The sequence below is a fragment of the Paenibacillus sp. FSL W8-0187 genome, from assembly GCF_037969755.1.
Taxonomy (GTDB): domain Bacteria; phylum Bacillota; class Bacilli; order Paenibacillales; family Paenibacillaceae; genus Paenibacillus_AQ.
In genome coordinates this window covers 3994843-4017235 of sequence record NZ_CP150206.1, presented here as the reverse complement: position 1 = coordinate 4017235, position 22393 = coordinate 3994843, and the positions used below count along the sequence as shown (strand labels likewise).

The window sequence follows — 22393 nt, the reverse complement described above, 5'->3', positions numbered from 1 at the left end:
CAGTCGGTTTAAGTCTATAAGGATGGCTCAACTACTTCAACCCCATGGGGCTTTCGGAATAATACCGTGATTGGCTGAATGATAAGAGGCCGTATGAATCGAGAGGTTCATGATTTTAATGCTGCAATTTTCGGAAGACACTATAGCTTCTTTGTGCGCATTCGGAGATGGCAATGGGGTGGAAGCCACTGACATCGGCATACAACGTATCGTTTAGCGGCGAGATCCATTTCTCAGGGAGCGCCGCTGCTCCAAGTGAAGCGCCAAGAATGGAACCGACGGTGGCGCCATTGCAATCGGTGTCCCAGCCACCAAGTACCGCTGTTGTTATGCCTTTCTCAAAATCGCCTCCGGAATGAATGAGAGCAGCCGCGCATAATGCAGCATTATTATTGGTATGAACAGGGTGATAGTGCTTAAATGCTTCCCATATTTTACTCACCAATTCTAATGAATCTTCCGTTTCCTGAGCAATGTTGACCGCTAACGCGATATCTTCTGCAAGACGGCTGCGTTTCGGAATTTCACTCAATCCGATCTCAATAATTCGCTTCATATCACTTTCAACGAATGCGGCGGCAATCATAGCCGAGCAAAACATGGCGCCGTAAATACCATTCTTCACATGGGAGAAGGAAGCGTCTCGCCAAGCAAGCTCAGCTGCAAGCTGGGGCTGGCCGGCAGCACCGTATGCATAGCCGTCCACACGGATCTGGGCGCCGATCCATTCGCGGTAGGGGTTCAAATAAGAACGTCCCGAGTGGATATGTTTCTCCCAGTCATCTGGCCGATCGCCGCTAATATGTGAAGTGACACGCGCGAAATTAAGATAGGATTGCGCTTCAGCTGTGAATACCTGCCCGAATGACAAATGACGATGCCACAGCTTGCCCACATCCCAGGAGTTGAAATCAAGCCCGCGCTCCTCAAGCATGAGCAGGCCAAGAACGGTATAACGAATATCATCGTCTGTTTCCATAAAGCGAATATTCTCCCGGCAGCTGGCCATGCTGCTCCACCTTGCTATCTCGATACCGTACTCGGCTTCTGCAGTTGACTCGCCCGGTGTATAGTGGCGAATCGGCCATTGCCCCGAACCTTCGAACCACAACTTAATATTGTGCCACCCGGGTCTTCCGCCGGAGCCTTGCATGAAGGAAGGAGCCTCGAGAGGTTTTCCGAGCGCACAACCAGCCGAACGGCCGAGCCAAGCACCATGAAATTTATCCTGCCATTTAAATTCATCCCAGTTTCCGGACAGGATTCTCGGTCCATCCGGACGTTCGGCGCGAATGGCTTCCAATTCCGACGGCTCGATATACTTGAAATCCGCCGTTGGTTCAAGTGCCATTAAAGCCTGGTATACTTCCATTAATTTTGCTTCGTCTGTGCCGGCGGCTTCCAAACGTTCGGACATCCCTTCTACATTACAGCCTTCTTCTTCGCGCTGTTTTACTTCTTCCCGAACTAATTCCCTCAGTCCAATCCATTTCGTCATAACGGTTGCCCTCCTGAAATACGTGAAATCAATGTATGCCTTGATTATAACCAGCCATGCCGGCAATGGCTTCTCAAATTAAGAAAGCGTTATTCTCATTTTTTGTTCATTCCATAACTCCCATCGATTGCCGATAACGGATCGGAGACATGCCGACAGTCTCTTTAAAGACGCGGTAAAAGGTCGGCAAGCTTTGAAAGCCGCATTCGAATGCAATATCAGCAACAACTTTGTCCGTTCCTGCCAATTCCCGCTTGGCAGCCTGGATACGAAGTAAGGAGACATATTCCGAGAAACGGTAACCCGTCGTTTCCAGAAACGCTCGGCTCACGCGCGAGACGCTTAAACCAAGTTCATCAGCCAATTCCCCTAAGCTAACCGGCTCGTTGTAACGATGCTCGACCAAAGCGGCAAGCGATTGCACCTGGAGAACGGAATGTACCATATGATGACGCTCATCATCGGATAGCAAACCGTTGTAATGTCGAAGAAGACGGCCGCACAGCTGAATGAGCGCGCTTTTGGCCATGACCAAATACCCCGGGGACTTCTCTCGCAGTTCTTCCGCTATAGCCAGTACCCAAGGAGTGAGCTGTTTGGCGAGGGGGGAATCGCCAATGATATGATTGCAAAAATGATTGGAGCGATAGGAGAATGGCAGCAGCAGCCCAGGCTCCTCAGCTAGCAGCAGCGCGGGACCAAAGTTAATAAAAAGATAGCGGCTCGGGTCATCGGGATCGGATTGGGCAATATGCCGTTCCTCGTTATTGACCAGAAACAAGTCGCCGGGATTAGCTGTATATTGTTTATTTCCGAAGAAAAAGCGGCCTTTGCCTGTTAAACAAAGGCCGATCTCCAGACTCGCGTGCACATGAGGTGGCTGCTGATAAGTAGCAGGAGTCCATTCGAAAGCATTGATGGCAATGGGATGATCATAAGCAATATGAAGTTTCATTATGATCCAATGGCCTCCAGACAATAATGAATTTATATGCTAAGTATATAGACAAGAGATGCCTTTAACCAGATACTGTTATTTACTTCTATACATACATTTTGAGGTGTATCTAAATGAAAAGAATACGCCGACGTTGTATACATCAAACACAGTAAATATTTATTTTTGTCTGGTGTCAAGAGGTGTATACGAAAGTAAAGACTAGTATATAGAACAGCGGGAGGCTTCTTTTTATACTTGAAATATGAAATACTGCATTATAATTTGCAGCGAAAACTATAACGAAATGTACCGGAGGGGTAAAATTTGAAGAGCAAAAAGGCACTTGTCATGATCTCCTTGACGCTTGCATTGGCGATTACAGGCTGCGGTTTCAAAACGTCGTCTGAGCCACCACCTGGAAATACCAAGGAACCGGTCGAAACAACAGGCACAGGAAACAGCAATGATATCATTGAGGTTTCAACGGTTTCGCCAAGCGATCCTTACTTGAAATTTGACGAAGGTGAAGACTTCGACAAAAACTCAGTTTATGACGCTTATGAAAAAGATCTCGGTGTCAAAATTACAAACAAGTGGATTGCAGATGTAAGCCAATTTAAAGAGAGAGTAAAAATTGCTATCGCATCCAACGATCTTCCGGATTTCTTGCTTGTAAACGCTGCACAGCTTAAAGAGCTTACTGAAGCGGATATGATTATGGATTTGACAGAGATTTATGATCAGCATGCTACGGAAGAGACGAAAAAGTTTCTGACCATGGACGGCGGCATGCAAATGAAAACAGCGATGATCGACGGGAAAATGATGGGTATTCCAAGCTCATACAACCCGTTCAACTATCAATTCTTGTTCGTTCGTACGGACTGGCTGAAAGAACTGGGCCTGCCTGAGCCTAAGACAATGGATGATTTCATTGAAATTGCCGAAGCGTTCAAAGCGAAGAATCCTGGCGGTACAAAACAAGCTTACGGTATTGCGGTCAGCAAGAATCCTTTTAGTACAGAGACAGGCGTTACCGGACTGAGAGCGTTCTTGAACGGCTATCATGCTTATGAAAACATTTGGATGGAAGACGGTAACGGCGGTTTGATGAACAGTGATATCCAGCCCGAGATGAAGCAGGCGCTTGCAGCGCTGCAAGACCTATTCAAAAAAGGATTGATCGATCCAGAGTTTGCGGTGAAAGATTCGGAAAAAGCCGCTGAGCTAATCTACGACGGCAGTATCGGCATGGTATTTGGCGCTTCCTGGACACCTGCGCAGCTTGTGCAGGGCGCTGTGAAAGACGGAAAGGTTGTCCAAGAATGGGGAGTATTCCCTATCCCTTCTATCGATAACAAGCCTACATTAAATCAAATCGGTCTTGGCGTTGACGAGTACTATGTAATCTCTAAAAAAGCCAAGCATCCGGAAGGCGTGATCGGTTTATTAAACCAATGGATCGTTGTTGACAATCATCCGACAGAAGAGCAGAAAGTATATACGTATGGCAAAGACCCTGTGGAAAAAGGCAACAACTACTGGCTCCTGAACCCTCTTCGTGTAGGCAAACAGTTTGACAATAACGGCGAAATATTGCCTAAAGCTATTGAAAACAAGGACGAAAGCATCCTTGAGACAGTAGACCAAAAAACGCGTTATGCACGCGCCATGCAATACGTTGAAGGCGATACAAGCATGTGGTGGGAATATGTAATCTCCGGTCCGAATGGTGCCTTCTCACATATTCCAGAAATTCAAAAGAACAAGCAGTACCTGCAAAACAAATTCTACGGCGCGCCTACGCCGACGATGGCAGACCGTCAAGAAATCTTAACGAAGAAGCGTGATGAAATATTCATCAAAATCATGATGAACCAAGTATCCGTAGACGAGTTCGATAAATTCGTTGAAGAGTGGAAGAAGCTTGGCGGCGATGAAATCACGAAAGAAGTTAACGAGTGGTATAAATCGCTTCAATAGGATCTGTAGCGCAAAGGAGGGATTGAATCGATGCAATCCCTCCTTTTTTCAAGAACAATCAGGTTCTTGAGCAAGGGAATGCACAGCATGATAAGTGAATCAGCGAGGTGAAAGATATGAAGAGTCTGACGCGCGTGTGGAAGAAGGAATGGCCGCTTCATTTGATGCTGCTGCCGGGTTTGGCTTTTATTATTATTTTTAGTTACATTCCGATGTCAGGAATCATGATGGCTTTTCAAAAATATGTGCCGAATAAAGGGTTGTTCGGCTCCCCGTTTATCGGATGGAGGAACTTCCAGCTGTTAATGGATTATCCGGATATCGGCCGTATCTTTTTTAACACGGTATATATTGCTGTAATGAAAATCGTTGCCGGTTTGTTCGTGCCGATCACCATTGCTATTTTGCTTAATGAATTGCGCAGAGAATGGATGAAAAGAACGTTCCAAACCCTGGTCTATCTACCCCATTTCTTATCCTGGGTGCTGCTCAGCGGTATTTTGGTCGATATTTTGTCTCCTTCTTCCGGCATATTGAACCAGATGCTTGGATGGTTCGGCATGAAGCCGATTTTCTTTCTTGGCGACAATAACTGGTTCCCTTATGTTATGGTCATCTCCGATGTATGGAAGGAATTTGGATTTGGCACCATTGTTTATTTGGCGGCGCTGACAGGAATTAATCCTACGCTTTATGAAGCCGCTGAAATCGATGGTGCGGGCCGCTGGAAACAAACGCTTCACGTGACGCTGCCGGGCATGATGCCGATCATCGTTCTTATGCTGACGCTTAATATCGGCAATGTGCTGAATGCCGGATTTGATCAAATATTTAACCTGTACAGCGCGCCGGTTTATGAAAGTGCCGATATCATCGATACTTTCGTCTACCGCATGGGGATACAGCAAGCCCAGTTCGGATTTGCCACAGCTGTCGGCTTATTGAAATCCGTTGTATCCTTTATTTTCATTTCCGTATCCTACGTACTCGCCTACCGACTAGCGAATTACCGTATTTTCTAGTAGCGGAAAAGTCGGTGATTCAGAAAGGAGACACACCGTGGTCATTAAACCGTCATTCGGAAGAAGAGCTTTTCTAGTTAGCAATCTAATCATTCTTGCGTTTATATCTTTTTTATGCTTAATGCCGATTATTCATATTTTGGCGATATCCTTTAGCTCGGGTTCGGCGGCGGCAGCCGGGAAGGTTGCGCTGTGGCCTGTAGAGTTTACAACGGCGGCTTATGATAACGTGTTCGGCAAGCCTGAATATGTAAGAGCCTTTGGAATTTCTATTCAACGGGTTGTTGTAGGGACGGCATTAAGCATGCTGTTAACGATTGTTACGGCTTATCCTTTATCCAAGGACCGCCATTCGTTTCGTCTAAGAACCGTTTATGCCTGGATTTTCGTTTTTACGATTTTGTTCAATGGTGGGCTAATTCCTACCTATTTGACAATTAAAAGCCTGGGACTTATTGATTCACTCGGAGCGCTGGTGTTTCCTATGGCGATTAACGTGTTCAACGTCATCCTGCTTTTGAACTTTTACCGCAATTTGCCCAGGGAGCTTGAGGATGCTTCACGGATAGACGGAGCCGGGCATTTTTCAACACTTTGGAAAATATATGTTCCGCTATCGTTGCCCGCACTGGCGACAACGGGGCTTTTTACGATGGTAGGGCATTGGAATAGCTGGTTTGATGGCATGCTTTATATGAATCATCCGGAAAATTACCCGCTGCAAACTTTCTTGCAAACCGTTATTATTAAGATGGATTTCCGATTTCTTAAATCAGAAAATGTGGAACTCATGCTCCAGCTGTCTGACCGTACAAGCAGGGCGGCACAAATCTTTGTTGCGGCTTTCCCGATTCTTATTGTCTATCCATTCTTGCAGCGGTTTTTCATCAAAGGCATTGTAATGGGAAGTGTAAAAGAATAGTCAGGAAGGTCGTAGATCTCGGGCACAGGAGAACAAACGATGAAAAGTATATTCTTTTTACAGGATTCCTCTATATTCAAAAAAATAATGGCTGCCTTTTTGGCGGCCTTACTTCCGCTTATGGCTGTTACCTGGTTGATTAATGAGCAAGGGGCTAATCATATCCGGAGTGAAATATCCGATTCGATATTGAATACGACGCGGTTTTATATAGACTCCCTTGATAAGGAAGCAGACCGGATTAGCCGATATTTGCCTAACTACGTCATGGACAGGGATTTAATGGAAGTGGCCGCGACAGGCGAGCAGATGAACTCCTATGAGCGGTCGTATAAAATATTGGATATTCAGCACCGCTTGGATTTAATGAAAAACTCCAGTCCGTTTATTCGTGAGGCGAAGGCGTACATTCCTCAAATCGAGCGTACTGTGCTGAGCAACAGCTTTGAAACCAAGCTGAATGCAGAAGAATATGAAGCGATGCAGCCAGACAAGAAGCTCTATACGGAGCCCTTTATTTATTGGCAGGATCGGCTGTTTATTACGATGCAATACCCTGCAGGCAAAAAGGACCCGCTCTATGTGGTAGGCGTAGAGCTCTCAACCGGCAAAATGAAAGAAACATTAGCGCAAATCGGCAATAGTAGGGGAGGCCAGAGCGTATTGTTTAATCTGGAGCGCGGCTGGGAAATCAATAGCGGCTCCGACCTTGAATTGCATGATCTGATGAAGCAGCTGGCTTTTGAAAAGCAGGCAGCAAAAATGGATGAAGGTTATGATACGATCCATTATAAAAATAAGCGATTTCTAACCGTATTCAAGTATTCCAGCCTCTGGAATTCATACATGATAACGAGCATACCGGAAGAGATGATTCTCGGTTCGCTCGAGGTATATAAAGCTTTGTTTTGGTGGGCTTGCGTGCTTGCTGTTTTTATTTTTTTATTCTTTACCTATTTTTTAATCCGGTTAATATACCGTCCGTTGATCAAGCTGGTGCGTTCTTTCCGCCGCATGCAGCAAAACGAGCTGGAGCCGATCTTGATTGACCGCAGGAAGGATGAGTTCGGCTATTTATACCAGGCTTTTAACGATACCGTGAAATCTTTGAAAACACTGATTGAGGAAAATTATGAGCAGCAAATTCGCAATCAGCGTTCGGAGCTGAAAAGATTGCAATCGCAAATTAATCCTCATTTTTTATATAATTGCTTTTTCGTGCTTTGCCGTTTGATTAAATCCGATAGCCAGAAGGAAAAAGCCTACCAGTTCTGTTTATACATCGGGCAATATTTTCAGTTCATTACTCGCCAACATGATGACGACATCCCGCTGGAGATGGAGCTTGAGCATTCCCGCACTTATGTGGAGATGCAGTCGATCTGTTACGGGGATCGAATCCAAGTGCTGTTTGAAGTCGAAGCCCAGCCGATTGCAGTCCCCCGTTTGATTTTACAGCCAATTATTGAAAATGCTTACAAGTACGCCCTCGGCAATATGCGCGGCATGGGCGAGCTATGGGTGCACAGCAAGCTGCGAAATGATGCTTTATACATTTATGTAGAAGATAACGGCGAGTTCATTACGGACGAGGAGATCGAAGCGCTTGGCAAGAGGCTGCGTTATTCAACCAACCAGATTGAGGAGACAACTGGCCTGCTTAATGTTCATCGCAGAATTCAGCTCCGTTATGGAGAAGAGTATGGGATTACCGTATCACGCTCTGAGCTTGGCGGGCTTCAAGCTATTATTAAACTGAGCATGAGCTAAGGAGGAATCGCCATGTACAGGCTTTTAATCGTGGATGATCTGCCGATTATTGTAGATGGTCTTCTGGAGTTGTTCGAGAAGACGGAGCATTTGGACCTTGAAGTCATGAAGGCCTATTCCGGTGAAGAGGCGCTTGCGGTGCTGTCTCATCACCGGATGGATATTGTGATTTCGGACATTAAGATGTCCGGCATAGAGGGTATTGAGCTTCTGCAGGAAATCAAATCGCAGTGGCCGAAGTGCAAAGTTATTTTATTGACAGGGTACAATGATTTTCACTATGCGAAGAACGCCCTTACGTTTGGCGCTTTTGATTATTTACTGAAAGTGGAAAGCGACGAGAAGATCATTCATACCGTTGAACGGGCCATAGAGGAAATTGAGGAGGAACAGGATCAGGCGCAAATGATCTTGCGTGCCCAGTCCAAAATGAGAATAGCGATGCCTTCCTTGCAGAAGGAATATATTTGGGGCTTATTTCAAGGCAAGACGATGACGGGGCAGCAGCTTCGGGACGCTTTTGCGGAAATGGACATTCCGCTTGAGGCATCGCTGCCTGTCTATTTACTGATTGGCCGGATCGATGCCTGGAAGGAAATGTTCACGGCGCCGGACAAGGCTTTGCTCGCTTACGCTCTTCAAAATATCGGCGATGAGTATTTATCCGCCCATGTGCGCTGCTTCTCCGTCGTATTTGATATGAACAAAATGGCATGGATCTTTCAGCCTAAAGCCGGCCCGGAGTTAACGACGGATACCGGTACGATGGAATGGACCAGGGCATACCGCTATGTGAGCGGCAATTTGGAGACGATACAAGCTACCAGCAAAAAGTTGCTGAGCCTCTCCGTATCTTTTCTTATTGGCAGCGAGGCTGTCCCATGGAATCGGCTGTCGGATCGTTTTCATGCGATGAAATACGGTCTTATGCAAGGCCATGGCTTGTTCCATGAGGTCATCATGACAGATAAAGATATTCAGAAGTCCGAAGAAAAAGAGAAGGCGAACAGCTATCATGACAGCTTTTTACACGCTCGCGTACAGCTGCTGATGAGCTGTCTTGAAAATAATCACCGTGAGCAGTTTAATCATCTATTTGTTGAATTGACAGACATCTGGAACGATCCGGATACTCCTTATGAGCGCAAGATTGAGTTGTACCATTTCCTATCTGCGGTATTTCTGGCGCATTTGCACAAAAATAAAGATATGCGAGACTATATGAATACCCAGATTAATTTGGATATGCTGTTCCGCCAGGAGGAGACCGCTTCATGGACGGAGCTCATTCCATACTATTGGCAAGTTGCGGACTGCTTTTTTGAATGGAATGCGATTAGGGGAACAGAGCTGCCGGCGGAGGTCGTCAATAAGGTGCATCGGTATATAGAGGAGCATATTGCGGGTGATATTTCCCTAACCGCTCTTGGGGATTATGTCAGCTTGAATCCATCCTATCTATCAAGGCTTTACAAGCAGATAACAGGAATTGGACTCTCTAAATACGTAAATGATTACCGCAATGTCATTGCAAAGGACATGCTGCTCAATACATCCATGAAGGTCAATGAAATTGCCGCCAAGCTCGGCTACAATTCAGCGCTTGCCTTTATCCGCTTCTTTAAAAAGCAAAATGATATGACACCGCAGGATTTTCGGACGGCCCGCACCGAAACGATGCAGCAAGGTCAATAAATGTATATGGAATGTAAGCAATGATCTATTTTGATGAGCGGAATCACCCCTTACAATGAAATTATGATGCAATTGTATAGGCAAGGGGGAAGAACATTGAAGACATTAACAGCTGTACTATTAGGCGCAGGCAGTAGAGGAAGATACATCTATGGACCGTATGCGGAGAAATTTCCGAATGAGCTGAAGTTTGTTGCCGTAGCCGAGCCGGATGATGAACGCAGACAACGTTTTGCAGAGATTCATCAAATCACTGAAGAACACGTTTACAATTCGTGGGAAAAGGCATTCGAGCAGGGGAAAATAGCCGACGTGATGATCATCTCCACGCTTGATCGGATGCATTATATCCCAGCAATGAAAGCGCTGGAGCTTGGCTACCATGTCATGCTGGAGAAGCCGATGTCGCCGAATGTGCAGGAATGTATAGAACTGGAGCAAGCTTCACTTAAGTTTAAGCGTTTGCTGGTGGTCACGCATGTGCTTCGCTATTCCCCGTTTTGGTCGGGCATCAAGAAATGCATCGAGGATGGGGAACTGGGCGCAATCGGGACCATTCAACTGACCGAAAACGTAGGCTATCACCATATGGTTCATAGCTACGTACGCGGCAATTGGCGCAATTCCGAGGAAACAAGCCCGATGATTTTGGCCAAGTCCTGCCATGACCTGGATATCATCTCCTGGCTGATGGATGAGCCGTGCACAGCGGTCAGCTCCTTTGGCTCATTGCTGCATTTTAAAGCCGAGAACTCGCCCGAGGGTGCAACGGACCGCTGCATCGATGGTTGCGAAGCGGAGAGGGAATGTGCCTTTTCGGCGATTAAAATGTATTTGGAGCAACCTGCCGATCATTGGGCGCGCTATATGACGCACGATTTATCACAGGAAGGCATTATCCGGGCGCTTAAGGAAGGACCGTTCGGCCGCTGTGTCTATCGCTGCGATAACAATGTTGTTGACCATCAGGTCGTCAATATGGAATTTGCCACCGGCGCCAACGCTAACTTTATTATGTCGGGATTAACCAAGAGCGCTACCCGCCGTGTGCAGATTATGGGCACGCAGGGAGAGATCATTGGTGACATGGATAAGGGCTCATTTACGCTGTACCGCTATGCGACGGGCGAAGAGATTGAAATTAAATGCAGTGTGCAGGGAGACGGCCACGGCGGAGGCGATGAGCGCATGGTGGGCTCCTTCCTCAAAAATGTACATAAGTTCGACCGCAACCCGTCTCAAGGCCTCACATCGGCTACAGCTTCCTTGCAAAGCCATTTGATAGCGTTCGCTTCCGAACGATCTCGCTTGGAGCAAGGCAGAAGCATAAAGCTGACAGAGATGTATGAGAAGGAAGAAGCGGGAGTTTAATTGTTGAAATTGTGGAACTATTCGGCAAAGGCAAATAGAACAGAATTACTTGCCGTGCAGTAACCATGGCGGACATCCGCGGCGTCGGGGGTTGGGAAGTGCGTACCCCGGACGCCGTACAAGTTCGCGAGCAAAGAAGAAGGAAATGGGGTATATGAATTTTTTATTTTTGAAAGCGATTCCAACAAAGGCTTTTGCCAGATTTCTTGAAAGGGGGGATCGATTCAGGTATTCATCACAATGCGGTAAAGATTTCAGGCATTTCTTTCAGTTGAGAACAAAAAAGGAGTTGACCAAAATGAATTCGAATAAGAAATGGGGAACCGTCCTGATGGCAGCCGTATTGCTGATGGCCCCGGTTTCTGCGGTCCAGGCGAAAACGCCTGTTCCGGAAGTGATGATTGCACAGGCAGGCGATGCAGGCCAGCCGGAAGGAAATGAGGCAGGAAATCTACAGTTCGTACCAGATCTACCGACGGATGCTGGGGAACCAGCAGCGGAACAGGCAGGATCAGCTCCGAGTCCAAACCAAGTGGCAGCATCTTCGGCAGTGGAAGAGACGCAATTCCGCAATCTTGCGGCCGGCCTACCTTATGAATGGTCTGAGGAGCCAGACGCGTCGCGTCCTGACGGCGAGTACAAGCTTACGGATGGAAAATACGGCACATTGGATATGAATGACCCGGCATGGGTAGGGCATCAGCGTGGAAAAACGAGGGAAGTTGTCTTCGATCTCGGAGAGGAAAAGTCAATCGGAAAGATTACAGCTCGCTTCTTCCAAGATTATCCCACCAACTCGATCCTCGTACCTTTGACGGTATCGATGTATGTCTCTGACGATAAAGAAAATTGGGGACTGTTGTCCCATAACGCCACCCAGCTGCTCTGGGGGGAAGGTCCGCCAAGACAGGAGACCTTTGAATGGGACGGCAGCCGGGATGGAATCAAAGGCGGGAATACGAACGGCAAGCTTGCTTATGCCCGTTATGTCAAAGTCACTTTTACGATGCATCCAACACAATGGTCATATATTGATGAGATCGAAATTCGGGGTACCGATGGACAGGCTGACGGATCAGTAAAGGTCCCTGCCGAGCATCCGCAGTTTATGGCTCCGGGAGAAGCCACTGGAGGCATCCGCAATCTCGGACTGCTTTATAACGGACAATATCCAAATGGTCTGGGTGATTGGAACAAGGAACGGATCATCCCTAATATCAGTTATGTAAATAAAGATGGCGAGCCTGTCGACTGGCTTTTTGACGGGATATTATATCTCGGACTGGCTTCGCCTGCCGGCCGTGACTTCGGTGTCGGGCAAACGATACTGGAGGACTGGAATTGGTATTTGGATAAAACCTTCGCAGCCGCAGGGGATATGCAGCAGTTAAATGAGGCTACAGTGGAAGTCGGATCCAAGCTGAATCAGCCTGATCATAAAATGAAGGTTGTGCTCATGATTCCGAACCCGGGGGAATACGTAAACGACTTTGGTGACGTTGACGGTGATGGGGTATCCGAAAGCTTCAGAGACTCGGTTGTCGGCAAAGAGAAAGCGCAAGAAAACCGGATAAAAGCGATGCAGTGGTGGCTGGATCAGGTCCGCCAAAGATGGCAGGAGGCGAACTATTCCAATCTGGAGCTTGTCGGCATGTACTGGCTGGAAGAACAAATCAGCACAAGCGATACGGGCCCGGATTTGATTAAAGCAGTAAGCGGCAAAGTCCATGATATGGACCTGAAATTTTTCTGGATTCCGCATTCTTTGGCATACAAAGCGTTTATGTGGAAGGACGTTGGCTTTGACAACGCTGCCTTCCAGCCGAACTATTTTTTCGAGGACATGGGCTACGACCGTCTGGAGGATGCCGCCAACCTGGCGAAGCAATACGGCATGACCAATGAAGTCGAGTTTGATGACCGGATGCTGACTGACGGCGTGTTCCGTGAGCGATTTATCGACTACTTGAACAGCGGCGTTGAAACAGGCCTGATGCAAAACGGATTCAGAGCTTATTATCAAGGGAATAATGCCGTTTACAATGCGGCGGTCAACCAAGATCCTTCCAATCGCATTTTGTATGACTGGTTGTATCAATATGTGAATGGAACATATCAAATAAATAATGCGGCTCCGCCAGAGGCAGCCGTGCAAATAAATGGACAACCTCTTCAAAGTGGTGCCGTGGTAAATGAAACAGAGCCGTTCCAGTTTACGTGGCAGTTAAAGGATGACGATGGAGTGACGAAAGTGACGGCTCAGTTTGACGGCAAGCCTTATACGGCTGGAACAACCATAAATCTGTCGGGTGCACCCGGAAAACATGAATTGGTTATTACCGTAACGGCCGGCAAGTCGCAGAAAACGTCTTATATCATCGATGCCCGTGCAAACGCGGACAGCATGAAAACATTGGTGAACCGATTTGTAGAACAAAATCAATTTACGAATGCCGAAGCGCCTCGTTCTTTGAACAATTATCTAGAGCTAATGAAACGCTACGAAGGAACGGATGCGACACAGTTTGACAAATATCTGAAAGGATTTAACGAGGAACTTGATATTTTGTTGAAAGATGGCGTTATAAAAGAAACGGCGTACAACGCGCTGAAGGAAGACGTTTATTACCTCATTGGAAACTTGGCGCAAAATAAAAAGGCGGAAGCCTCTTCAGTAGAAGGCGGCAGCCCGAATTTGCAACCTGAAAAAGCGGTGGACGGATTCCCAGCGACAAGATGGGCCAGTGATTACACGAATAATAGCTGGTTCCAGGTCGACCTTGGCGAAGCCAAGGAATTCGATACCGTACGAATTCATTGGGAATTTGCGCGTGCTAAAACCTACAAACTTCTTGTATCTGACGATAAACAGAATTGGACCAGTGTGGTCAAGGACAATGACGGAATGATTACGGCACGTGACGGAAAAGAAACGGTTCATTTTGAGCCGGTCAAAGCCAGATACGTCAAATTTCAAGGGCTTGAAAGAAATACGGATTATGGTTACTCCTTCTATGAGTTTGGCGTGTACAACCTGGCGGGAGGCGACGGGGTAACCCCGATCGACGGCGTAAGAGCTGTAGCAGATGTCGGCGCAGGAAAATTGACGATTGATGGTCTGGTCATGGATGGAAGCAGTCAGTCCGAAGTGAATTTGAAAGTGCTCGATTCGAAAGGGAATGTTCGGTATGAAGGCCAGACGACAAGTACAGTAACGGGAAGTTTCCAATTCACGATCAAGCTTACCGGTTTTCTAAAAGGAACCAACGTTGCCTATCTCTCAATGGACGGTATGTCGACTCCCGTGAAGTTTACATTTGAATACAAGCCACAGTGAATGATGATTATTTCTCGGGCAAGCGCAGAATTCGATAACAAACGGCTTGTTTTCGTTGATTTCGGCCTTGGACCAAGGCATTTCATGACAAATTCTGTTGCAGCGTGATGCAAATAGCATGCGGTATACAACGTATGAAGAAAAGAAACGTGGGAATGATATAGGTTCTTATAGGCCATGTCCAGTTCGGATATGGCCTTTTTTTCGTGTATCATTTTCTATTTTTTTGCGATTTTCATGGACAATACGTCTCATATAGCATACGAAAAAAATAGTACAATACATCAAATTATGCTGCTTGCTCTCCTGTAAATCCCCCTTTATCATAAGTCCATGCGGAAGCGTTTTCAGCATGGCCGTTACGAAAGTGTTCTCCAAATGGTTTGTGCCGGATGCCGCGAAAGGAGGGATCAAAGATCTAGAGTTCCATACGAGAATAAAATAAAAGAAAGGATGATATGTCAATGAACAAACCTCGGTTTCAAAAGTCGTTGGTAACGCTTTTGTTTTTGTTTACACTGGTCATTGGTTTGTTAGGATTCAATCAATCACAAGCCTATGCGCTTGACAATGGGCTTGCAAAAACGCCTCCGATGGGCTGGAATGGTTGGAACGCCTTTCATTGTGACGTTAATGCCGATCTCGTGAAGAAAACGGCTAAAAAGATCGTTGATTCCGGGATGAAAGAAGCGGGCTATGAATACGTCAACATCGATGATTGTTGGATGCTTAATCAACGCGATGCAAACGGCAATTTAGTTCCCGATCCGGAAAAGTTTCCAAACGGGATGAAGGAAGTCGCCGATTATGTTCACTCTCTCGGTCTGAAAATTGGTATTTACGCAAGCGCAGGTACCACGACTTGTGCCAATTATCCGGGGAGTCTCAATTATGAAAAGAAAGATGCCCAAAGTTTTGCCGAGTGGGGAATCGACTATCTAAAGTATGATAATTGTGGCGACCCTCTGGGGCAACCGATACAGGAACGCTATTCGAAGATGCGCGATGCGCTTGCGGATACAGGACGGGACATTGTTTTCAGTATGAGTGTTGGGGGAACCGATGATCCGTGGATATGGGGCAAGCAGGTGGGCAATCTGTGGCGGACAACAGGTGATATTAGTGATACGTATCTACGGATGTTAGTCCATTTCCTTAAGACTGTTGAACTGTATCCGTATGCTGGTCCGGGTTATTGGAATGATCCCGATATGCTGGAAGTCGGTAACGGGGGCATGAGTTTAGAAGAATATCGTACCGAATTTAGTCTTTGGTCCATAATGGCTGCGCCATTGCTCTCGGGTACCGATTTACTGAATGCCTCCCAAGAAATTTTAGATATTTACGCCAATCGCGAAGTGACTGCGGTGAATCAGGATCCGATCGGAATACAAGGACGTCCCATCAAGATGCCAAACGACGGTACTTATGTATTGTTGAAACCGATGGCCAATGGGGACAAAGCCGTGTTGTTCTTCAACTCAACCGATGGTGCGTCAAATATGGAGATAAGTCTAAGTCAATTGGGCATACCAACCTCAGTCGACAATAAGACCTATACGGTTCGGAATCTCTGGGCACATGAAACGACTACGACCACAGACAAAATCAGCGCTTCTGTTCCGTCTCACGGAATTATGATGTATCGCGTCAGTCCGGAAACGAGAAATGAGGTTTCAACTGACGGATTTAAGCGAGTTATCGATAATGACGGCAAAGAAATTTGGGTCAAATCGCTGTCTGACGGAAGCAAAATGATGACATTGGTCAACCGAACTACTGCAGCGACAACAATCAGTGCTGAACCGGAAAAATTAGGTTTTAAACCTGCTTCAGTTTATTTGGCTGAAGACGATTGGACTGGCCAAACAATGAGTTATGCCAGCAAAATCGTTTCCGATGTTAAACCATTTTCAGCGGTCACCTACCGTGTTACACCGGGAACACCGAACGGGGTGCCTGCGGCTGTTGGTATATCGTTTGACGGTCCTTCTGTTATAGCCCCAGGTGAAACCACAACGATCATAACAACGCTGACCAATTATGGAAGAGTGGCTGTTCATAACCTGGATCTCAATCTAAATGTACCGGAAGGATGGACAGTAATCCCCGCTTCGGACAACACATTTCAAACCATGCCACCTGAAGGCATAAACAATTCCGTTAAGGTGAGTTGGAAGGTGACGGTGCCTCAAGACGCTGAGGCTGGCTGGAGTCATCTTACAGCGGATGCCGCGTTCGTTTCTGGTGGGGAAATTCAGGGGCATGTACGCTCAGAATTTTCCGTGCAAGTCCCGTCCGCCCCTAAGGCGGAAGATACATTTCTAAGCGACATGCCATTTTTCGGCAACGTTTCAAACGGCTGGGGTCCCGCTGAAAGGGATACAAGTGTTGGCGGGAGTGGTCAAGGAGATGGCAATATGATCACCCTGAACGGTAAAGGGTATGAAAAAGGATTGGGCGTTCATGCATACTCTAAAGCTTCATTTTATATCGGTAAAAACTTTTCAAGGTTTATCACGGATATTGGACTAGACAGTGAGACTCAGGGGGGCTCTGTCGTCTTTCGAGTGTGGGGAGACGGGCAAAAGCTCTATGATAGCGGCGTAATGAAAAGTGAGACGGATACCCAGCATGTCAATGTTGATGTTTCCAATGTTGATGTTCTTACGTTGGAAGTAACGGACGGTGGGGTAGGCAATGGTGCGACTCATGCTGATTGGGCGGGAGCTAAGCTGTTGAAAGAGGTGTTAATAGATGACATCAAGATCAACGGGGAGTCCTTCTCAAGTTTTGATCACGTAACCAAAGATTACTACATGACATTTTTGGAAGGCACGATATCGGATGTACCCACGGTGGAAGTCATTCCGGCCAATAACGATGTCATGGTAGATATGTTACCGGCTGAACAACTTCCGGGTACCACCGTGATTACCGTCACCTCGGCAGATGGATCCGTGACGCAAACGTATAAGATTCATTTTAATATCACTCCACAATTGTATTTAAGCGACATTCCGTGGATATACGCGACGACTGGCTGGGGAACGATTCATCGAGATGCTAGTGTCGAAGGGAACCCGATTGAATTGTTAAGTGATTCGGGCGTTGTCACTTATGATAGAGGAATTGGAACGCATGCTAATTCAGAAATCATTTACGACATTGCTGGGAAAGGGTATGATCGCTTTCAATGCTATGTAGGCCTTGACCAGGAGGCAAACAGAAACGATGTCGGATCCGTAGCTTTTCAAGTATGGGCCGACGGTGAGAAATTGTTTGACAGTGGGACGATGAAAAGAGACACTCCGGCCAAGTTTATTGATGTTGATGTTAGTGGAAGGAAACAATTGAAGTTAATCGTTACCGATGCCGGCGATGGAAATGGCAATGATCACGCCGATTGGGCGGACGCCCAATTTATTGCTGACAAAGCGAAATAAATAACCAAAGTGTCCGCAACATTCGACGGCAAAGAGAAAGCGTTCGAAAACTGGATAAAAGTGATGCAGTGGTGGCTGGATCAGGTCCGCCAAGGATGGCAGGAGGCGAGCTATTCCTATCTGGAGCTTGTCGGCATGTACTGGCGAGAATTCGAAAACGAACGGCTTGTTTATCGTTGATTTCGACCTTGAACCAAGGTCTTTCATGACAAATACTCCTCGCGCCATGATACGGATAACTTATAGTTCCAAATAAATAAAAGCCATGGTAACAGCGTTAATCCTACGCTGTTACCATGGCTTCTTTTGAATAGTTCGATGTTTATTAATCTATACACTACAATGGGTCTTTAATTAAGCGATATAGAAAATAGTGCGCTCGCATCTGGAGTTTGATCGTTTTGTGCAGGTAAGCCTGGATACTTTCAGATAGCTTCATCGCATGCTCGATGTTCTCTAGATCTAAGCGTGCAATGGATTGTTTTAAGTTCACGGTTTCCTCGGAATATACAGCGCTCTGCAGTACCTGAAACATCCTAATTTTAAATAGGTGTGCTTCATTATAAAGACGGTAATCGTTATCAGGGTCTCGCTTAGCCGTAAACAGGCCGCTTTGCTCCCAGTAACGGATTGCCGATTTAGGAGCCCCTGTCCGGCTGGAAACCTCGTGGATGCTGAAATGTTGGTTAAAGTCGTAAGCTTGACTACCTTCAGAATACGATTTCAATTCCCTTACCAGTTGATCTAAACTTGCTTTTTCCCGATGCAGCATGACCTCCCGATCCCTGATGATCCACAATGCGTCATTCAACTCATTTCGCCCAAGACAATGCATTACCTCGCTCGTTACTTCCATACCAAATCCGGCAGCCATGGCTTGAATACATGCCAGATAAGCTTCATGCCGTTCGGTATACATACGATATCCATTTGAAGATCGAACTGCAGGAGGTATCAGCCCCTTCGCTTCGTAGTTCCGCAGGGTGCTGCTGCTTAACCCGTATTTTTCAGCCAGTTTTTTGGGTCGAAAGCCCATGTTATCCCACCTTCGTGAACAATGCACAACATTAAAACACTTGTAATGTTATTCTTGATTATTTATTGATTTCCTTCAAATTTATCCTCTAACCTTCCAATTGGCTTACATGTTATATGATGGAGATAATCCAATTCAAGGAGGAGTATATATGACTGTAAAACCAGTATTCCGTTACGACATGACCATTGAGGAGATTGGCGGGGCAGGCAATCAATATATCGAATCGGTATGGAAAACACTATACGATTCGATGCTTGATGAGTTAACAATCGCTTTTTGTGAAATCGAGGATGCTGCCTATGGGGTTTATTTGGACCAGTTGATGCCCGTAATCTTTGATAGCCTTGAAGATGCAGGTTTCGAGGCAACGGAGCCCCTCAAGGAGCATGATTTTGTCATCGGGAAATGTTTGCTATTTCGCAATTCGCTTGAAAAATGGGGAACCGAGGAAAATAGGTCTAGAATTTTCTGGAACGTTATTCGTAGTAAGAATGGTCAACAACCTATTGGAACTCTATTGACGGAAATCCCTCATTCTCATCTGAAGTTCGACATTCCTAGGGCACCTGTACTATATTCGCTGAGCGAGCATGAGAGGGAACAAATCGCGCGAGGGATTCGACGGATTAAGGAATCAGAATAACGGAACAACGGGGCAATCGGATCGGATCGGGACTTGCGGTTTACCGAGTATCAAGCCAATAGCGCCTTTCGGCATGACGGAAGATCGGGCAGGTGCGATTTGGTTTACGGAAATGAATAGACACCGAAGGTGATGTAACAGAATTTCCAATTCCAACACTGAATTGTCGGACGACAAGAACATGAAAACTGTGTAAGTCGCATTCTATGCGGCTTTTTTCTTTTAAGTATATAAGTTCTTGTCGTGACTCGATGACAAGAGCTTCTAATTGAATAACATCAACAGATTATTTAGCTAAAGGACACTATACCTCATATGATTCAAACAATCTTTAGAGAAAACATTAAAGTACTTTGATAATCTTTTTATATTGATATTAGGGAAATGAAGGGAATGTCAGTTTTATCTTTGCACTTGCATAAATGTTGTACACTTATATTGGAATCGAAAGGAAGCGGATTGTAATGGAAGCCCCTAGCTTCGTCATTATGAGTCGGGCGGTACATTGGCAGATTCAGATTATCCTCTTCTTACGATATAGGCAGTCGATTGCGCACAACATGAGCTACATTATTTCGAGCAAACACAACCAAATGAAGACCGCCATTGTCGAGTGATTGAACTCAATCAAGTAAGGCCGCCGTTGAAGCAACGCAGCACAGGCTCGCCGGGCAGGCCCTGGCTGTGACGCATGTAACTGCTCACGAGTTGGGTGCAGCGACCTATGGGATCAGCACCTTACGTTGAGTACAATACATAAGGGAGTGAGGAGTGAGAAAAATGAAAGCTGTTAGTCCAGAACGCCAAACATTGTTGATAAAATCGATGCAGTCAACTTTAAGCAAACTCGAAAATGCCTACAAGAATATGATTGAGAAAGGATCAAACGCAACCCTCGTTAAGAAACGACTGGATGCAGTGAAAATCGCCTTAGATAGTCTGGAAAATGCTTGGCATGGAGCAGATTTTTCATACGAAAAGGAAAACATCCTTGAAGCCCGAAAGGTTATAATTGGTATTCTTCCATCTGTAGAAAAACAGCATGAAAACGCTAAAGAAGGTAGTCCTCAAAAGACGTTACTTGAAAGACGCATTGCTTCTATTGAAGCAGCTATAGAAGCTCTTGATGTTCACACAATAAATTTTAAGTGAAATGCGGCTCTCGGCGTAAAACGATACTGGATCAAGGATAGAAGACCTGTAGGATTACGCTCAAAAAATAACGCTGGAAACCGAAATTCCATATATAACTTGGAAGTATCAGAAGAACAACGACGCTTCGTTCCGTTGTTGTTCTTGTTACCAATTATTACATACCTTATAATCTCATAGTCGAACATTGCATGCACAGTAAGGAAAATAAAAAAATAAGATGAGGAAGTCACACATGAGAAAATTGCTAGTATGCACGTTAGCTATCATGCTATGTTTAGCTGCGTTTACCCCCGCTACCTACGCTTCTGAAGTCCGAGTATCCGTGGATGGCCGTGAAGTACAATTTCCAGATGAACACCCATACGTCGATCAAAAAACCAACCTTACGATGGTTCCACTTGCTTTTGTATCCGACAAGCTCGGAGCTACTACGAAATGGAGCGGAAAATTAAAACAAATCACGATCTTGCTTAACCGTGACATCATTATATTGATGATTGGCGATAATCATGCACTGGTGAATGGAAAAAGAGTAGATTTTGAAGGGTCGGCGGTGCTCAAAAACGGTCGCACGATGGTTCCGCTTCGCTTTATTAGTGAAGCCTTGCATGCAATTGTGGATTGGCAGCCTTCTCTCAATCTGGTGAGCGTCATGACCTCAGTGGCTCGTGCTCCGAAAGGAACATGGATATGGGATAGCAACATCCTGAAACAGGATCAAGATAAAATTATAAGTTTTGCAAGAATAAGAGGGTTAACGGATATTTACCTTCAGGTTGATAGAGACATAGATCCAGCAATATATGAGGGTTTTATTCGAAAAGCGAAGAGCGAAGGAATTCAAGTGGAGGCACTTGAGGGTCGTCCCGAATGGGCCTATAGGTCTAAGCAGGAGGATATTCAAAAATTTATAGCGTGGGTTAAAGCCTATAACGCCGCTGTTGGCCCGGAAGCAAGCTTTTCGGGATTGCATTTCGATATTGAACCTTATGCGCTAAGTGAATGGACGAAGGACAATAAGACGATTCTTGAAAGCTGGATGGACAATTTGAGACTGATCGAGAAAGAAACCAAAGGGAGCGGCTTGAACATTGCGATCGACGTTCCGTTTTGGCTAAATACGATTAATGTACCGGGGAAGGATTACAGTATGAGCGCATGGATGCTAGAGAAGTTCGATTGCCTAGTCATCATGAATTATCGGAATTATGCGTTAGGCAACAATGGAATTGTGAAGAATGCGCAGGCCATACTGAGAGAAGCCTCCACGTTGAAGAAGAAAGTTGTTGTTGCTGTAGAAACGCTCGAAAGCAAAGAGGGGCCGCGGGTCTCATTCTATTCCATGAGCAGCGAAGTGATGGAAAAAGAGTTGCAGTCCGCCCATAATCAATTGGCGCACTACACAAGCTATGCCGGCTTCGCCATTCACGATTTCAAAAGCTGGAAGGACATGAAATAAGAAGCTGCTTTTTTCATCTGGACAGATTATCGATCCCATCGTCGGAGATGTGGTGGTCGAACCGGTACGGCTTGCAACTCGGCGTGGCATCCAGCGCAATTTTTATAGCGATT

The 22393-nt window shown here is 45.9% G+C and carries 15 protein-coding genes; 12 read left to right on the top strand and 3 right to left on the bottom strand.

Annotated features, from left to right (window positions below; genetic code table 11):
• Window positions 1-115: 115 nt before the first annotated feature.
• Both MKY48_RS17830 and MKY48_RS17825 read right to left on the bottom strand, forming a co-directional pair.
• Entirely contained in the window at window positions 116-1498 is a 1383-nt protein-coding gene (locus MKY48_RS17830) for an ADP-ribosylglycohydrolase family protein (RefSeq protein ID WP_339290147.1), read from the bottom strand.
• A gap of 106 nt (window positions 1499-1604) precedes the next feature.
• Window positions 1605-2453, bottom strand: coding sequence for an AraC family transcriptional regulator (locus MKY48_RS17825; RefSeq protein WP_339290145.1), 849 nt, complete (start codon window positions 2451-2453; stop codon window positions 1605-1607).
• A 309-nt stretch (window positions 2454-2762) separates the two neighbouring features.
• Between MKY48_RS17825 and MKY48_RS17820 the strand changes: the two genes are divergently transcribed.
• From MKY48_RS17820 to MKY48_RS17780, 9 genes are all read left to right on the top strand, one after another.
• Window positions 2763-4421, top strand: coding sequence for an extracellular solute-binding protein (locus MKY48_RS17820; protein ID WP_339290143.1), 1659 nt, complete (start codon window positions 2763-2765; stop codon window positions 4419-4421).
• Between the two features lie 116 nt (window positions 4422-4537).
• A complete protein-coding gene (locus MKY48_RS17815; RefSeq protein WP_339290141.1) occupies window positions 4538-5443 on the top strand; it encodes an ABC transporter permease subunit in 906 nt (301 codons plus the stop codon).
• A gap of 37 nt (window positions 5444-5480) precedes the next feature.
• Entirely contained in the window at window positions 5481-6365 is an 885-nt protein-coding gene (locus MKY48_RS17810; RefSeq protein WP_339265093.1) for a carbohydrate ABC transporter permease, read from the top strand.
• 39 nt (window positions 6366-6404) lie between these two features.
• The gene (locus tag MKY48_RS17805; protein WP_339290139.1) at window positions 6405-8135 is read left to right on the top strand and encodes a histidine kinase; all 1731 of its coding nucleotides are present in this window, start codon (window positions 6405-6407) and stop codon (window positions 8133-8135) included.
• Window positions 8136-8147: 12 nt separating this feature from the next.
• On the top strand, window positions 8148-9830 hold the full coding sequence (locus tag MKY48_RS17800; RefSeq protein ID WP_339290137.1) for a response regulator: 1683 nt from the start codon (window positions 8148-8150) through the stop codon (window positions 9828-9830).
• 96 nt (window positions 9831-9926) lie between these two features.
• A complete protein-coding gene (locus tag MKY48_RS17795) occupies window positions 9927-11201 on the top strand; it encodes a Gfo/Idh/MocA family oxidoreductase (RefSeq protein ID WP_339290135.1) in 1275 nt (424 codons plus the stop codon).
• Window positions 11202-11499: 298 nt separating this feature from the next.
• Entirely contained in the window at window positions 11500-14538 is a 3039-nt protein-coding gene (locus tag MKY48_RS17790; protein WP_339290133.1) for a DUF4855 domain-containing protein, read from the top strand.
• A 464-nt stretch (window positions 14539-15002) separates the two neighbouring features.
• Complete coding sequence (locus tag MKY48_RS17785; RefSeq protein ID WP_339290131.1) at window positions 15003-17984, top strand: NPCBM/NEW2 domain-containing protein; 2982 nt, start codon at window positions 15003-15005, stop codon at window positions 17982-17984.
• A gap of 9 nt (window positions 17985-17993) precedes the next feature.
• On the top strand, window positions 17994-18164 hold the full coding sequence (locus tag MKY48_RS17780; protein WP_339290130.1) for a DUF4855 domain-containing protein: 171 nt from the start codon (window positions 17994-17996) through the stop codon (window positions 18162-18164).
• Window positions 18165-18321: 157 nt separating this feature from the next.
• Here MKY48_RS17780 and MKY48_RS17775 read toward each other — a convergent pair whose 3' ends face one another.
• Window positions 18322-19020: a MerR family transcriptional regulator gene (locus tag MKY48_RS17775; RefSeq protein ID WP_339290128.1), complete on the bottom strand. Its 699-nt coding sequence runs from the start codon at window positions 19018-19020 to the stop codon at window positions 18322-18324.
• A gap of 151 nt (window positions 19021-19171) precedes the next feature.
• Between MKY48_RS17775 and MKY48_RS17770 the strand changes: the two genes are divergently transcribed.
• The 3 genes from MKY48_RS17770 (at window position 19172) to MKY48_RS17760 (ending at window position 22280) form a co-directional block, all read left to right on the top strand.
• Window positions 19172-19666, top strand: a complete 495-nt coding sequence (locus MKY48_RS17770; protein WP_339290126.1) for a DUF6022 family protein — start codon at window positions 19172-19174, stop codon at window positions 19664-19666.
• A 780-nt stretch (window positions 19667-20446) separates the two neighbouring features.
• Complete coding sequence (locus MKY48_RS17765) at window positions 20447-20818, top strand: hypothetical protein (protein ID WP_339290124.1); 372 nt, start codon at window positions 20447-20449, stop codon at window positions 20816-20818.
• 235 nt (window positions 20819-21053) lie between these two features.
• The gene (locus MKY48_RS17760) at window positions 21054-22280 is read left to right on the top strand and encodes a copper amine oxidase N-terminal domain-containing protein (RefSeq protein ID WP_339290122.1); all 1227 of its coding nucleotides are present in this window, start codon (window positions 21054-21056) and stop codon (window positions 22278-22280) included.
• Window positions 22281-22393: the final 113 nt, after the last annotated feature.

What these genes read in the sequence shown, in the direction of transcription:
- MKY48_RS17770 (WP_339290126.1), top strand. Translation starts at nt 19,172, where the DNA reads ATGACTGTAAAACCAGTATTCCGTTACGACATGACCATTGAGGAGATT.
- MKY48_RS17760 (WP_339290122.1), top strand. Translation starts at nt 21,054, where the DNA reads ATGAGAAAATTGCTAGTATGCACGTTAGCTATCATGCTATGTTTAGCT.
- MKY48_RS17830 (WP_339290147.1), bottom strand. Translation starts at nt 1,498, where the DNA reads ATGACGAAATGGATTGGACTGAGGGAATTAGTTCGGGAAGAAGTAAAA.
- MKY48_RS17800 (WP_339290137.1), top strand. Translation starts at nt 8,148, where the DNA reads ATGTACAGGCTTTTAATCGTGGATGATCTGCCGATTATTGTAGATGGT.
- MKY48_RS17825 (WP_339290145.1), bottom strand. Translation starts at nt 2,453, where the DNA reads ATGAAACTTCATATTGCTTATGATCATCCCATTGCCATCAATGCTTTC.
- MKY48_RS17815 (WP_339290141.1), top strand. Translation starts at nt 4,538, where the DNA reads ATGAAGAGTCTGACGCGCGTGTGGAAGAAGGAATGGCCGCTTCATTTG.
- MKY48_RS17765 (WP_339290124.1), top strand. Translation starts at nt 20,447, where the DNA reads ATGAAAGCTGTTAGTCCAGAACGCCAAACATTGTTGATAAAATCGATG.
- MKY48_RS17790 (WP_339290133.1), top strand. Translation starts at nt 11,500, where the DNA reads ATGAATTCGAATAAGAAATGGGGAACCGTCCTGATGGCAGCCGTATTG.
- MKY48_RS17775 (WP_339290128.1), bottom strand. Translation starts at nt 19,020, where the DNA reads ATGGGCTTTCGACCCAAAAAACTGGCTGAAAAATACGGGTTAAGCAGC.
- MKY48_RS17805 (WP_339290139.1), top strand. Translation starts at nt 6,405, where the DNA reads ATGAAAAGTATATTCTTTTTACAGGATTCCTCTATATTCAAAAAAATA.
- MKY48_RS17785 (WP_339290131.1), top strand. Translation starts at nt 15,003, where the DNA reads ATGAACAAACCTCGGTTTCAAAAGTCGTTGGTAACGCTTTTGTTTTTG.